13 protein-coding genes are annotated in these 13,072 nt (G+C 41.0%); all 13 read left to right on the top strand.

Annotated features, from left to right (window positions below):
- Nucleotides 1-71 precede the first annotated feature (71 nt).
- The 13 genes from veg to spoVT all read left to right on the top strand — a co-directional run bounded on the left by veg (nt 72) and on the right by spoVT (nt 12,761).
- The gene (gene veg / locus AC4E8C_RS00265; protein ID WP_007084178.1) at nt 72-335 is read left to right on the top strand and encodes a biofilm formation stimulator Veg; all 264 of its coding nucleotides are present in this window, start codon (nt 72-74) and stop codon (nt 333-335) included.
- A 122-nt stretch (nt 336-457) separates the two neighbouring features.
- Nucleotides 458-643: a small, acid-soluble spore protein, alpha/beta type gene (locus tag AC4E8C_RS00270; protein ID WP_490209367.1), complete on the top strand. Its 186-nt coding sequence runs from the start codon at nt 458-460 to the stop codon at nt 641-643.
- A gap of 525 nt (nt 644-1,168) precedes the next feature.
- Entirely contained in the window at nt 1,169-2,038 is an 870-nt protein-coding gene (gene ispE / locus AC4E8C_RS00275; RefSeq protein ID WP_490209369.1) for a 4-(cytidine 5'-diphospho)-2-C-methyl-D-erythritol kinase, read from the top strand.
- Between the two features lie 54 nt (nt 2,039-2,092).
- Complete coding sequence (purR, locus tag AC4E8C_RS00280) at nt 2,093-2,920, top strand: pur operon repressor (RefSeq protein WP_490209370.1); 828 nt, start codon at nt 2,093-2,095, stop codon at nt 2,918-2,920.
- A gap of 1 nt (nt 2,921) precedes the next feature.
- The gene (ridA, locus tag AC4E8C_RS00285; RefSeq protein WP_490209372.1) at nt 2,922-3,296 is read left to right on the top strand and encodes a 2-iminobutanoate/2-iminopropanoate deaminase; all 375 of its coding nucleotides are present in this window, start codon (nt 2,922-2,924) and stop codon (nt 3,294-3,296) included.
- A gap of 168 nt (nt 3,297-3,464) precedes the next feature.
- Entirely contained in the window at nt 3,465-3,755 is a 291-nt protein-coding gene (gene spoVG / locus AC4E8C_RS00290) for a septation regulator SpoVG (protein WP_003347151.1), read from the top strand.
- Between the two features lie 216 nt (nt 3,756-3,971).
- Nucleotides 3,972-5,345 (top strand): bifunctional UDP-N-acetylglucosamine diphosphorylase/glucosamine-1-phosphate N-acetyltransferase GlmU, encoded by a 1,374-nt coding sequence (gene glmU, locus AC4E8C_RS00295; protein WP_490209374.1) that lies wholly within the window; start codon nt 3,972-3,974, stop codon nt 5,343-5,345.
- Nucleotides 5,346-5,368: 23 nt separating this feature from the next.
- On the top strand, nt 5,369-6,325 hold the full coding sequence (locus tag AC4E8C_RS00300; protein WP_490209376.1) for a ribose-phosphate diphosphokinase: 957 nt from the start codon (nt 5,369-5,371) through the stop codon (nt 6,323-6,325).
- Between the two features lie 142 nt (nt 6,326-6,467).
- Nucleotides 6,468-7,097 carry a 50S ribosomal protein L25/general stress protein Ctc gene (locus AC4E8C_RS00305; RefSeq protein ID WP_490209377.1) on the top strand — a complete coding sequence of 210 codons (630 nt, stop codon included), beginning with the start codon at nt 6,468-6,470 and terminating at the stop codon, nt 7,095-7,097.
- Between the two features lie 339 nt (nt 7,098-7,436).
- Nucleotides 7,437-7,997 (top strand): aminoacyl-tRNA hydrolase, encoded by a 561-nt coding sequence (gene pth, locus AC4E8C_RS00310; RefSeq protein ID WP_490209379.1) that lies wholly within the window; start codon nt 7,437-7,439, stop codon nt 7,995-7,997.
- A gap of 138 nt (nt 7,998-8,135) precedes the next feature.
- Nucleotides 8,136-8,366 carry an anti-sigma-F factor Fin gene (gene fin / locus AC4E8C_RS00315; protein ID WP_490209381.1) on the top strand — a complete coding sequence of 77 codons (231 nt, stop codon included), beginning with the start codon at nt 8,136-8,138 and terminating at the stop codon, nt 8,364-8,366.
- A gap of 133 nt (nt 8,367-8,499) precedes the next feature.
- The gene (gene mfd / locus AC4E8C_RS00320; RefSeq protein WP_490209383.1) at nt 8,500-12,036 is read left to right on the top strand and encodes a transcription-repair coupling factor; all 3,537 of its coding nucleotides are present in this window, start codon (nt 8,500-8,502) and stop codon (nt 12,034-12,036) included.
- A gap of 188 nt (nt 12,037-12,224) precedes the next feature.
- Nucleotides 12,225-12,761 carry a stage V sporulation protein T gene (gene spoVT, locus AC4E8C_RS00325; RefSeq protein WP_490209384.1) on the top strand — a complete coding sequence of 179 codons (537 nt, stop codon included), beginning with the start codon at nt 12,225-12,227 and terminating at the stop codon, nt 12,759-12,761.
- Nucleotides 12,762-13,072 lie beyond the last annotated feature (311 nt).

Genomic DNA, 13,072 nt, shown 5'->3' on the forward strand with positions numbered 1-13,072 from the left:
TGATATAATTTATATTTTTGTTTGACAGAAATATGTCAGTGTGTTATACTTTACACAGTGAGGTGGACCGAATGCCAAAAACCTTAGCCGATATCAAAAAGGCTCTTGACACAAATTTGGGAAAAAGATTATTGCTTAAAGCCAATGGAGGACGAAGGAAAACAATCGAACGTTCTGGAGTTTTAGCTGAAACTTACCCATCTGTTTTTGTTATTGAACTAGATCAAGACGAAAATTCATTCGAACGTGTTTCTTACAGTTACGCAGATGTATTAACAGAAACAGTTCAAATCACTTTCTATGATGATGCAGCAGGACATGTAGCGCTAAGCTAGTATATAAGCAATGGGTGGCAGTAAACAAATTTGTTTACTGCTTTTTGCTGTTTAAAAACTTTAATGAAAAACCTCTTTCTTATCAATACTACTAATGCTGTGGCAAGAAAGGGGTTGTTTAGATGGGCAGAAGAAGAGGGATCATGTCTGAACACTTTAAAGAAGAGTTAGCAAAAGAACTTGGTTTTTATGATGTCGTCCAAAAAGAAGGATGGGGCGGCATACGGGCAAGAGATGCAGGGAATATGGTAAAGCGTGCCGTCGAACTTGCACAGGAACAACTGGCCAACCAAGGTCCGCGTTCTTAAAGATGTCCAGCTCCAGCGACCTAGCGGCTAGTGTCCTTCGCGCTCCGCCCTACGATAAGTCAACATCGAATCGCCTCCGGCTCTTCGTGTTTCCTTTATCGCGTTTAACGGGCAGTAGATTCTCAACTGCCCGTAAGAACCCGATTGGTTCAACTAACAATCAGCGAAAAAAACATTCGCTGATTGAAGTTTCACCTTATCTCAGTTGGAGCGCTCCAGGCCATACGCCGCTGACCAGGCCGCTTGCGCTTTTCTATATTCCGCAATACGTTTAAGCAAAGCTCGCCACAGCAGGGCCAGTGCCGGGATCCAAAAGGACCTCCGTCACTGGCCCTTTTTTGATATTATTATCCTTTTTTCGACGAAATTTAGTAAAAAATAATATTTTTTAAGACTATATCTCATAACTAAGGTCTTACATTTATCGTTTTGTGGTAAAATAGGACAAAATGTGGAATTTGGAAAAGGAATGCGGAGGCACCCCCCTAGGTGCATGAGCGGGATTAATGTAAAGTAGGTGACGTAGTGAAGCTTTTAGTCAAAGCACCGGCTAAAATAAATTTAGCATTGGATGTTTTACATAAACGCCCGGATGGCTATCATGAGGTGGAAATGATCATGACGACCATTGATTTAGCTGACCGGGTGGAATTAACCTTATTAGAACAAGGGTCAATACATATTCATTCCCATAATCGATATGTTCCTGATGACCAGCGTAATTTAGCGTATCAAGCTGCCCAGCTGTTAAAGAATCGCTTTAATGTAAAGAAGGGCGTATTGATTTCGATTGAAAAAACAATACCAGTGGCTGCAGGGTTAGCAGGGGGCAGCAGTGATGCCGCTGCCACGTTAAGAGGCTTAAACCGGCTTTGGGAACTGGGATTAAGTTTGGATGAATTGGCTGTACTTGGCAGTGAAATTGGTTCGGATGTTTCATTTTGTGTATATGGGGGCACAGCATTGGCAACGGGAAGAGGAGAAGTGATAACGGAACTCCCGCCGCCTCCCACTTGTTGGGTCATTCTTGCAAAGCCCTTTATTGGGGTTTCAACCGCTGAAGTATATCGGCGCTTAGATCTGAATGGAACCAATCATCCACAAATTGGCACCATGATTGAATCCATTCATCAGCACGACTATTTAAAGTTATGTAATCATGTGGGGAATGTTCTTGAAGATGTTACCTTACCTCTTCATCCGGAGGTTGCACAAATTAAGGAACAAATGAAGCGCTTTGGTGCAGATGCTGTATTGATGAGCGGCAGCGGGCCGACGGTATTTGGAATGGTCCAGCACGATTCAAGGATGCATCGCATCTATAACGGTCTAAGAGGATTTTGTGATCAAGTATTTGCCGTCCGAATGCTGGGAGAACGACACTCTCTTGATTAAAGGCGTACAATAGTGATATTCTTTAAATAGAATATTCGGTTTTGGGGGTTAATTATGAAATTTCGCCGCAGTGAACGCTTAATTGATATGACGAATTACTTGCTAGACCATCCTCGTCAGCTTGTCCCACTTACTTTTTTTGCAGAACGGTATTCCTCGGCAAAATCATCGATTAGCGAAGATTTGGCAATCATCAAGGAGACTTTTGAACAACGAGGGATTGGTACCTTGCAATCAGTTCCAGGGGCTGCAGGCGGTGTGAAATTTTTTATTAAAATTAGCAAGGAAAAAGCAGAACCATTTATAAATGAACTATGCCAGTTAATTGGAAGTCCTGAACGTTTATTACCGGGAGGATATCTCTATTTAACGGATATTTTAGGTGACCCGCAAATTGTTCAAAAAGCTGGCCGGATTATTGCCTCTGCCTATGTGGACTCAAAGATTGATGTGGTAATGACAGTCGCTACCAAGGGAATCCCCCTTGCTTATGCGGTCGCAAGTCAGTTAAATGTCCCTGTGGTCATTGTCCGCAGAGACAGCCGCGTAACGGAGGGACCGACGGTAAGCATAAATTATGTATCGGGATCAGCGAAAAGGATCCAAACCATGGTATTGTCAAAAAGAAGTATGAAGCAGAATTCCCGTGTCCTGATCGTTGACGATTTTATGAAGGCTGGCGGAACGGTTATGGGAATGATCAGCATGCTGGAGGAATTTAATTCCCATTTGGCAGGAATTGCTGTTTTAGTGGAGTCAGAGAAAATACAAGAACGGTTAGTGGATGAATATTTATCGCTTGTGCAATTATCTGATGTTGATGTAAAAGAAAAAAAGATCAGTGTACAAGCTGGTAACTATTTTACAATATGGAGGGATTAAGATGAAAGTAGTGCAAACTAATCAAGCGCCAGCTGCAATCGGGCCATATTCCCAAGGGATTGTTGTCAATAATTTGTTCTATAGTTCAGGACAAATACCTTTAACAGCCGAAGGAACCATGGTAACAGGTGACATTAGAGAACAAACCCACCAGGTATTCAAAAACTTACAGGCTGTCTTAGCGGAAGCAGGAGCGTCACTTGAAACGGTCGTTAAAGCAACTGTTTTTATTAAAAATATGGATGAATTTGCTGCTGTGAATGAAGTGTACGGTGAATATTTCTCCACACATAAACCAGCTCGGTCTTGTGTAGAGGTTGCCCGTTTGCCAAAAGATGCCTTAGTCGAAATTGAAGTCGTCGCGCTCGTGAAATAATTCGAGCGCTTTTTTTATATAAATTTGCATTAGAAAATAAGGAATTTTACAAAAGTTCACTATTTTGCCCTAATTTTTCAAAAAAATTTTAAAATTTTAGAAGGATTATAGGATTTATTGTTGAATTACTTAACTAGCATTTTATATAACAAAAAAGGGTGTGAGCACATGGAAGTAACTGACGTAAGATTACGCCGGGTTAATACGGACGGTCGAATGAGAGCGATTGCATCAATCACATTGGATAATGAATTTGTTGTCCATGACATTCGTGTTATTGACGGAAATAACGGTTTATTTGTAGCTATGCCAAGTAAACGTACTCCAGACGGAGAATTTCGTGACATTGCGCATCCAATCAATTCGGGTACACGCGGTAAAATCCAAGAAGCTGTTTTGGCGGAGTATCACCGTTTAGGTGAATTGGAAGTAGAATTTGAAGAAGCTGGAGCTTCCTAAGGATTTTTACAACTAGGGCCTTTCTTCATAGTAAGGCTCTTTTTATTGTGTTTACCCAGTATTCCTCAATCCCAAACCCCTTAATCCTCATTATTTTCCCCTTTTTTTAATTAACTCAATATAGCGAAAATAGCCATTTATTCAACATTCCTTGAAAACCGCGCCCATTTACGTTAATATTTTTAATGGATAAAAAGGTAAATTGGAGGACTTAACATGTCTAATCGATATGCTGTGATTTTGGCCGCAGGACAAGGAACACGGATGAAATCTAAGCTATATAAAGTATTACACCCGGTTTGTGGAAAGCCTATGGTTCAACATGTTGTGGATCAAATAACACAATTAAATGTGAAAGAAATGGTTACCATTATTGGTCATGGTGCTGAAATGGTTCAGGCACAATTGGGTGACAAGAGCCATTATGCCTTACAGGAAGAGCAGCTTGGGACAGCCCATGCGGTTATGCAGGCTGACAGCATGCTGGATGGAAAAGAGGGCGTAACCATTGTGGTATGCGGTGATACTCCTTTAATTAAGGCTGAAACAATGGAGGCTTTGTTTAAACACCATGAAGAATTGGGGGCAAAAGCTACCGTTCTTACAGCGAGAATAGATGATCCAACAGGATACGGCCGCATCATTCGCAATGAAGATGGGCTTGTTGAAAAAATTGTTGAACATAAAGATGCCTCTGATGCAGAACGTAAAATTAATGAGATTAATACAGGTACGTATTGTTTTGATAACCGGGCATTATTTGAAGCATTAAGAAATGTTTCTAATGAGAATGTTCAAGGGGAATACTACTTACCAGACGTTATCGAAATTATGAAAAACCAAGGTGAAGTTGTTACAGCTTATCAAACAAGTGACTTGGAGGAAACCCTGGGTGTCAATGACCGTGTTGCGCTAGCGGAAGCAGAACGAATCATGCGGGCCCGCATAAATATTGCTCATATGCGTAACGGGGTTACGATTATTGATCCTGCGAACACGTATATTGAATCAAATGTAGAAATTGGCCAAGATACGGTTATTTACCCAGGAACGATTCTTAAAGGAAAAACGATTGTTGGTACGGAATGTCTAATTGGACCACATACAGAAGTTGATGATTGCGAAATTGGCAATGAAACAGTGATTCGTCAATCCTATGCACATAAGAGCAAAATTGGGAATCATGTTAATATCGGCCCATTTGCCCATATTCGTCCTGAATCCACTATTTATGATGAGGTCAAGATTGGTAACTTTGTTGAAATCAAGAAGGCTGTTTTTGGCAAAGGCAGTAAAGCATCTCATCTTAGCTATATTGGTGACGCTGAAGTCGGCAGTGATGTAAACATCGGCTGTGGCTCTATTACTGTGAATTATGATGGTAAAAATAAATTCTTAACTAAAATTGAAGATGGAGTCTTTATTGGCTGCAATTCCAATTTAGTTGCTCCTGTTACAATCGGTAAGGGTGCATATGTTGCTGCTGGTTCAACCATCACAAAAGATGTACCAGGTGAAGCGTTGTCGATTGCAAGAGCAAGGCAAGTGAATAAGGAAAATTACGTTCAGAAGCTTGATAGTAAGAAATAAGCAATCATAATTGGAGGGCAATCATGTCAAATCAATATTTAGATCCGAATTTAAAGGTGTTTAGTTTGAACTCAAATCTGCCGTTGGCAGAAGAGATTGCTAAAGTAATCGGAGTAGAACTAGGAAAATGTTCTGTTAATCAATTTAGTGACGGTGAAATTCAAATTAATATTGAAGAAAGTATCCGTGGCTGTGACGTTTATGTCATCCAATCGACAAGTTCACCAGTTAATGAAAACCTCATGGAATTATTAATCATGATTGATGCCTTAAAAAGAGCTTCTGCTAAAACAATTAACATTGTTATGCCGTATTACGGTTATGCTCGTCAGGATCGTAAAGCACGCGCTCGTGAACCAATTACGGCAAAATTAGTGGCAACCTTGCTTGAAACCGCTGGTGCAACCCGTGTGATTTGTCTTGATCTGCACGCACCGCAAATCCAAGGATTCTTTGATATTCCAACAGATCATTTAATGGGCGTACCTATTTTGGCAGAGTACTTTAAATCAAGAAAATTTGACGGTGATATTGTCATTGTGTCTCCAGACCATGGCGGTGTAACAAGAGCACGAAAATTAGCGGAACGAATGAAAGCTCCGATTGCCATTATTGATAAACGTCGTCCAAGACCAAATGTAGCGGAAGTCATGAATATCGTTGGTAATATCGAAGGAAAAGTTGCGATTTTAATCGATGACATTATTGATACAGCTGGTACAATTACACTAGCAGCTAATGCCTTAGTAGAAAACGGGGCGTTGGAAGTGTATGCTTGTTGTACACATCCTGTTTTATCGGGACCTGCGATTGAGCGAATTGAAAACTCGAAAATTAAAGAATTAGTCGTGACAAACTCTATTTCTCTTCCAGAAGAGAAAAAGAGCGATAAAATTATTCACCTTTCTGTGGCACCGTTAATTGGAGAAGCTATTATCCGTGTCCACGAAGAACAATCTGTAAGTACATTATTTGATTAAAAGAAAAGACAGGCTGCGCACAGCGGCTCATTCTAAAGGCAGCATGCAATCTTACTTATTATGTAAAAGGTGATTAGACCTTCCTGTTTTAGGGTATTTTTATAAAGATAGTCTTAACTAAAATAGGAAGGTGACTAAACACATGAGCACTGTTTTACAAGCACAGGAACGTAAGGAACTTCGTCGTTCTGCCTTAAAGAACATTAGACAAAATGGAAATATCCCAGCTGTTATTTATGGCTCCAAGGTTGAAAGTACACCGGTGTCCGTAAGTTCAGCGGATTTAACCAAGACAATCCGTGCGGTTGGCAGGAACGGAATTATTTCTCTTGATGTAAATGGCAGCAAGCAAGATGTCATCTTATCGGATTACCAAGAGGATGCGTTTAAAAAGGCCATTCTCCATGTGGACTTTCTAGCTGTCGATAAATCCTCCAAGATCAATGTGGATGTGCGGCTGGTTTTAGTGGGCGATGCTATCGGAGTAAAAGATGGCGGTGTATTGCAACAGTCCGTTCACCAATTATCAATTACCTCTACCCCAGACAATATCCCACAGCAAATTGAAGTGGATATATCCAATCTGCAGGTAGGTGAGACGGTATTAGTAGGAGATATTCCAGAAGTCGGTGGGTTTACCATCAACCATGAAGACGAAGAAGTGGTGGCTTCGATTCTTCCGCCAAGACAGGAAGAAGAAATTAACGCTGGTGAGCAGCAAGATGGCGGCCATCCAGATCATGAAGAAGGAAGAGAAACCACTCCTGAATAAGAAAAGCGGAAGCACCCGTTTAGCGGCGTATGGACTGGAGCGCTTTGACTGAGATAAAGGAAACACGGAGAGCGTAAGCGATCCGATGTTGACTTATCGTAGGGAAAAGAGCGAAGGCCACTAGACGCTGGGTGCTGGAGCTGGACATAAAGAAAAGCGGAAGCGCCCGTTTAGCGGGGTACTTTAAGCTAGATAGTTAACGAAGAGTAAGAGTTGGACGTAACCTGGTTAAGGTTACGTCTTTTGATGCATATACAACAGAAATGATCCAATGGGAGATTAATGATGTTTCGGAAAATTTTTAAAAGGTTGGCTGAACCGAAAGAGGTGGGAACTCAAATGAAATGTATCGTTGGTTTAGGTAACCCTGGAAAACAATATGAGCAAACCAGACATAATATTGGTTTTGAAGTCATTGATACTTTATCCAATCATTTTTCCATCCCCCTTAATCAATCAAAGTTTAAGGGATTGTATGGAATTGGTTTACATAATGGGGAAAAGGTGCTCCTTTTAAAACCACTTACCTATATGAATTTATCAGGCGAATCCATCAGAGCCGTGATGGATTACTATCAAATAGAAATAGAGGACTTCTTAGTTATTTATGATGACCTCGATTTGCCCGTTGGAAAAATAAGACTCCGCCAAAAAGGGAGTCCGGGCGGTCATAATGGGATTAAGTCGACTGTTGCCCATTTGGGAACACAACAGTTTAACCGGATTCGGATTGGAATTGCCCGGCCGGAACCTGGGATGAGTGTCCCGGATTATGTACTAGGACGTTTTCGCCCTGAGGAAAGGCCATTTACTGAAGAAGCAGTCAAGAAGAGTGCCGAGGCATGTGAAGCATGGCTAAAGAAGCCTTTCCTGCAGGTAATGAATGATTATAATCAGTAATTGTTCATGATACATGTTATACTTTCATACAATAAATCAAAACGACAAATTAGATTCATATACAAGAATCGCTAGTTGAATAAGTTCCCCCTATCAGGTACATACTATGAATGAATCCTAGAATAGGGAGGGACAGGCGTGTCAATCCATTATCATTGTCGTCATTGCGGTACAAATCTTGGTTCTATAGAACAAACATCGATTCACTCCGAAACCCTTGGTCTGCATAAGTTAACAGATCAGGAAAGACAGGAAATGGTTTCGTATGACCCAACTGGAGATATTCATATTACAGCCATTTGTGAAGATTGCCAGGAAGCATTAGAACGGAACCCAGACTACCATCAATATGATTTTCTTATTCATTAACATATAGAGAGTGAATTTCTCTACAGCTTTGGAACCCTTCCAAAGCATTTTTCTATTTAGTATTTTCTACTAATAACATGATATAAATATTAAATATTAACATTAGTATATTGTTTAGGAGGGAGGAGAAACCTTGAATAGTTTAACGTCATTATTCCTGAAACAGGAAGATGTTCATTCCATTATTGATGGAGTGAAAGAAGGCTTAAGGGAACAGCTGATAGCCGGTTTATCCGGTTCATCGCGAACAGTTTTGACTGCGTCGATTTATCAACAGATGGACAGACCGATCATGCTGGTTACCCATAATCTATTACAAGCACAAAAACTCTATGATGATATTGTCAATCTATTAAGTGAAAAAGATGTTTTTCTTTTCCCAGCCAATGAGTTAATTGCAGCGGAACTAAGTATTGCCAGTCCAGAATTAAAGGCGCAAAGAATGGAGGCCTTAAATCACTGGAGTAAGGAAGCACGGGGAATATTAATTGTTCCTATTTCCGGTTTAAAGAAAATTATTCCCCCTAAATCACAATGGAGACACTATCAATTGTCGTTAAAGCTAGGGGAAGATATCGATATAGACAAGATGTTAACGACATTAGTTAAAATGGGTTATGCCCGAACAGAAATGGTTACGACACCAGGAGAATTTAGTGTAAGGGGAGGAATTATTGATATTTATCCGCTTACAGAGGCAGATCCACTTAGAATTGAATTGTTTGACACAGAAATTGACTCGATTCGTTATTTCTCACTGGATGACCAGCGCTCAAAAGAGAAAATCAAGGAAGTTCTAATTGGCCCAGCAACCGAAATACTGTTAGATGATGATAACCTCAGCCGAATAATTAGTAAGCTGGAGGAAGGATTAGCGAAGAGCTTAAGAAAGTTAAAAGATGATAAAGCTAAATTGCAGCTAAGCCAAAATATCAGCCATGAGCTGGAACAGTTAAAAAACGGGCAAAAGCCAGACCAAGTTTACAAATACCTTTCACTAGCCTATGACAAGCCTGCTAGTTTACTAGACTACCTACCAAGTAATGGACTTGTATTTATTGATGAAATAAGCAGGGTCCAAGAGATGAATGACTCTCTCATAAAAGAAGAGGCAGAATGGTATACAAGCTTACTGAGTGAAGGACAAATTATCCATGACCTACATATCTCTCATGACTTGGCGGCTATGCTGCAAAAAAAGGAATTTCCAATCCTATATATGTCCTTGTTTTTACGGCATGTAGCCAATACAAGCCCGCAAAATATTATTAATATCGCTTGTAAGCAAATGCAGAATTTCCATGGACAAATGCATTTACTAAAGGCGGAGATTGAACGATGGAAAAAAGGCAATTACTCAATCCTTTTTTTAGGACCTGATGAAGAGCGGGTAAAAAAGCTCGAACGGGTGCTAGAAGACTATGAAATCAACGCCGGCATTGTTAAGGGAGACTCGCAGCTCTTACCCGGTAAAGTCCAGATTATGCAAGGAAATCTCCATGCCGGATTTGAACTGTCTATTCAAAAAATAGCTGTCATCACGGAAGAAGAGTTATTTAATAAGCGGGTCAAAAAATCAACTAATAGACAAAAATTATCCAATGCAGAACGGATTAAAAGTTATTCGGAGCTTAAAATTGGCGATTATGTAGTCCACGTTAACCACGGGATTGGTAAATATTTAGGAATTGAAACATTAGTGATTAATGGCGTCCATAAAGATTACCTGCACATCCGCTATCAAGGAACAGATAAATTGTATGTCCCGGTGGAACAAATCGACTTAGTCCAGAAATATGTGGGCTCGGAGGGGAAAGAGCCGAAGGTTTATAAACTTGGCGGCAGCGATTGGAAGAAGGTCAAGAAGAAGGTTGAATCCTCCGTTCAGGATATTGCGGATGATTTAATCAAGTTATATGCCGAACGGGAAGCGGCTGTTGGCTACGCCTTTTCACCTGATGGCGATATGCAAAGAGAATTCGAAACATCGTTTGCCTATCAAGAAACAGAGGACCAGCTCCGGTCCATTTATGAAATTAAAAAGGATATGGAAAGACCTCGTCCAATGGACCGCCTTCTTTGCGGTGATGTGGGCTATGGGAAAACCGAGGTCGCGATTCGCGCTGCCTTCAAGGCGATAGCGGACGGAAAGCAGGTAGCCTTTCTAGTGCCAACCACCATTTTGGCGCAGCAGCATTTCGAGACATTACGAGAGCGTTTTCAGGATTATCCGATTAATATTGGTTTATTAAGCCGGTTCCGCTCGAAAAAGCAACAAACAGAAACGATTAAAGGCTTAAAAGCAGGCACAGTCGATATTGTGGTGGGAACCCACCGTTTGCTGTCAAAGGATATCATCTACCGTGATTTAGGCTTGTTAATCGTCGATGAAGAGCAGCGTTTTGGTGTGACGCATAAAGAAAAGATTAAGAAGCTGAAAACAAATGTGGACGTGTTAACACTCACGGCTACACCAATTCCGAGAACCCTTCATATGTCGATGCTCGGTGTCCGCGATTTATCGGTTATTGAAACACCACCTGAAAATCGGTTCCCTGTACAAACCTATGTCATGGAGTACAATGGAGCCTTGGTACGTGAAGCCATTGAGCGTGAGCTTGCCAGGGACGGACAAGTTTATTTCTTATATAACAGAGTGGAAGATATCGAGAGGAAGGCCGAGGAAATATCCATGCTGGTGCCTGATGCACGGGTTACGTTTGCCCATGGGCAGATGACGGAAAATGAATTAGAATCTGTCATGATCAGCTTCTTGGCTGGTGAATTTGATGTGCTTGTCAGCACAACCATTATTGAAACGGGTGTGGATATCCCGAATGTAAATACCTTAATCGTATTTGATGCAGACCGAATGGGACTTTCCCAACTTTATCAGCTTCGCGGCCGCGTGGGCAGGTCCAATCGCGTTGCCTATGCTTATTTTACTTATCGAAAAGATAAAGTACTGACAGAGGTTGCTGAAAAGCGGCTTCAAGCGATTAAAGAGTTTACGGAATTAGGTTCAGGGTTTAAGATTGCAATGCGGGATTTATCTATCCGCGGTGCAGGAAATTTATTAGGTGCCCAACAGCACGGCTTTATTGACTCTGTAGGATTTGATCTTTACTCGCAAATGCTCAAAGAAGCGATAGAAGAGCGAAAAGGAGATCTCGGAGGGGAAGTTAAAAAGACGGTAGAAATTGACCTTGAAATTGATGCTTATATTCCGGACAGCTATATTAAGGATGGACATCAAAAGATTGAGATGTATAAGCGGTTTAGAGGTGTGCAGGCACTTGAGGATATTGAAGAGCTGCAAACAGAGATGATCGACCGTTTCGGGGAATACCCAGATGAGGTGGATTACCTGTTCCAAATTGCGGAAATTAAGGTATATGCTCTGTTAAATGGCGTCGACCAAATTAAACAAAACAAACAGGAAGTCACCATTTTTGTCAATGAGCAAATGACTAACAGCATTGATGGAAGCAAGCTGTTCCATCTTGGCAATCAATTTGGACGAAACGTTTCTCCAGGTATGGAAGGATCACGATTAAAAATCGTCATTAAAACTAAAGAATATGATACAGGTGCTTGGCTCCATGTCGTTAGTGAAATGGTTAAAGGAATTCCAACGGCTAAAAGAGATCAAGGCAATCCTGTCAAATAATCATAACTTTGCAAGTCCGATTATTTCCCGATTTTTTAGAAAATATGTGACATATTTCCCATGTTGTGAAAAAATGAAATGTTTGTGAATAGAACTTTCCAGATGAAAGATACTAATTTCAAAGCTGGTGATGATTTACATCATTACCATGTTAGTAAAATCATCAGATGAAAGTGAGGCAACATTGGATGAAAGCAACTGGAATTGTTCGTCGAATCGATGATTTGGGTCGTGTTGTTATTCCTAAAGAAATACGCAGGACTTTGCGTATCCGAGAAGGGGACCCGTTAGAGATCTTTGTAGACCGAGACGGGGAAGTAATTTTAAAAAAATATTCACCAATCAGCGAGTTAAGCGATTTTGCCAAAGAATATGCAGAAGCCCTATTTGACAGCCTCGGTAACCCTGTATTAATTTGTGATAGAGATACGTATATTGCCCTTGCAGGCGGTTCTAAAAAAGATTATTTAAACAAGAATATTAGTGATTTAGTGGAGAAGACAATGGAGGAACGGAATTCTGTTCTTCAGACACAGCAGGGTGATATTGCTTTGGCTGACGGTAACGATGAGACGGTTTCTTCCTATACAATTGGGCCAATTATTGCAAATGGTGATCCAATTGGTGCTGTTATTATTTTCTCCCGAGAAGGAACACTGGGAGAAGTCGAACAAAAGGCAGTCGAAACAGCTGCAGGGTTCTTAGCAAGACAAATGGAATCGTAATAGAAAAGCGGAAGCGCCCTGGTCAGCGGCGTATGGCCTGGAGCGCTCCAACTGAGATAAGGTGAAACTTCAATCAGCGAACGTTTTTCTCGCTGATTGTTAGTTGAACCGATCGGGTTCTTACGGGCAGTTGAGAATCTACTGCCCGTTAAACGCGATAAAGGAAACACGAAGAGCGTTAGCGATTCGATGTTGACTTATCGTAGGGCGGAGAGCGAAGGACACTAGCCGTTAGGGCGCTGGAGCTGGACAATTCTCAAGGCTGAAAATTATACTTTCTTACTACACAAAAAAGACAGCTGAGGCTGTCT

Source organism: Neobacillus sp. SRL179 (genome assembly GCF_984799095.1).

Coding starts and splice junctions, on each gene's coding strand:
- veg (WP_007084178.1), top strand. CDS start 72: ATGCCAAAAACCTTAGCCGATATCAAAAAGGCTCTTGACACAAATTTG.
- AC4E8C_RS00270 (WP_490209367.1), top strand. CDS start 458: ATGGGCAGAAGAAGAGGGATCATGTCTGAACACTTTAAAGAAGAGTTA.
- purR (WP_490209370.1), top strand. CDS start 2,093: ATGAAATTTCGCCGCAGTGAACGCTTAATTGATATGACGAATTACTTG.
- ridA (WP_490209372.1), top strand. CDS start 2,922: ATGAAAGTAGTGCAAACTAATCAAGCGCCAGCTGCAATCGGGCCATAT.
- spoVG (WP_003347151.1), top strand. CDS start 3,465: ATGGAAGTAACTGACGTAAGATTACGCCGGGTTAATACGGACGGTCGA.
- glmU (WP_490209374.1), top strand. CDS start 3,972: ATGTCTAATCGATATGCTGTGATTTTGGCCGCAGGACAAGGAACACGG.
- AC4E8C_RS00300 (WP_490209376.1), top strand. CDS start 5,369: ATGTCAAATCAATATTTAGATCCGAATTTAAAGGTGTTTAGTTTGAAC.
- AC4E8C_RS00305 (WP_490209377.1), top strand. CDS start 6,468: ATGAGCACTGTTTTACAAGCACAGGAACGTAAGGAACTTCGTCGTTCT.
- pth (WP_490209379.1), top strand. CDS start 7,437: ATGAAATGTATCGTTGGTTTAGGTAACCCTGGAAAACAATATGAGCAA.
- spoVT (WP_490209384.1), top strand. CDS start 12,225: ATGAAAGCAACTGGAATTGTTCGTCGAATCGATGATTTGGGTCGTGTT.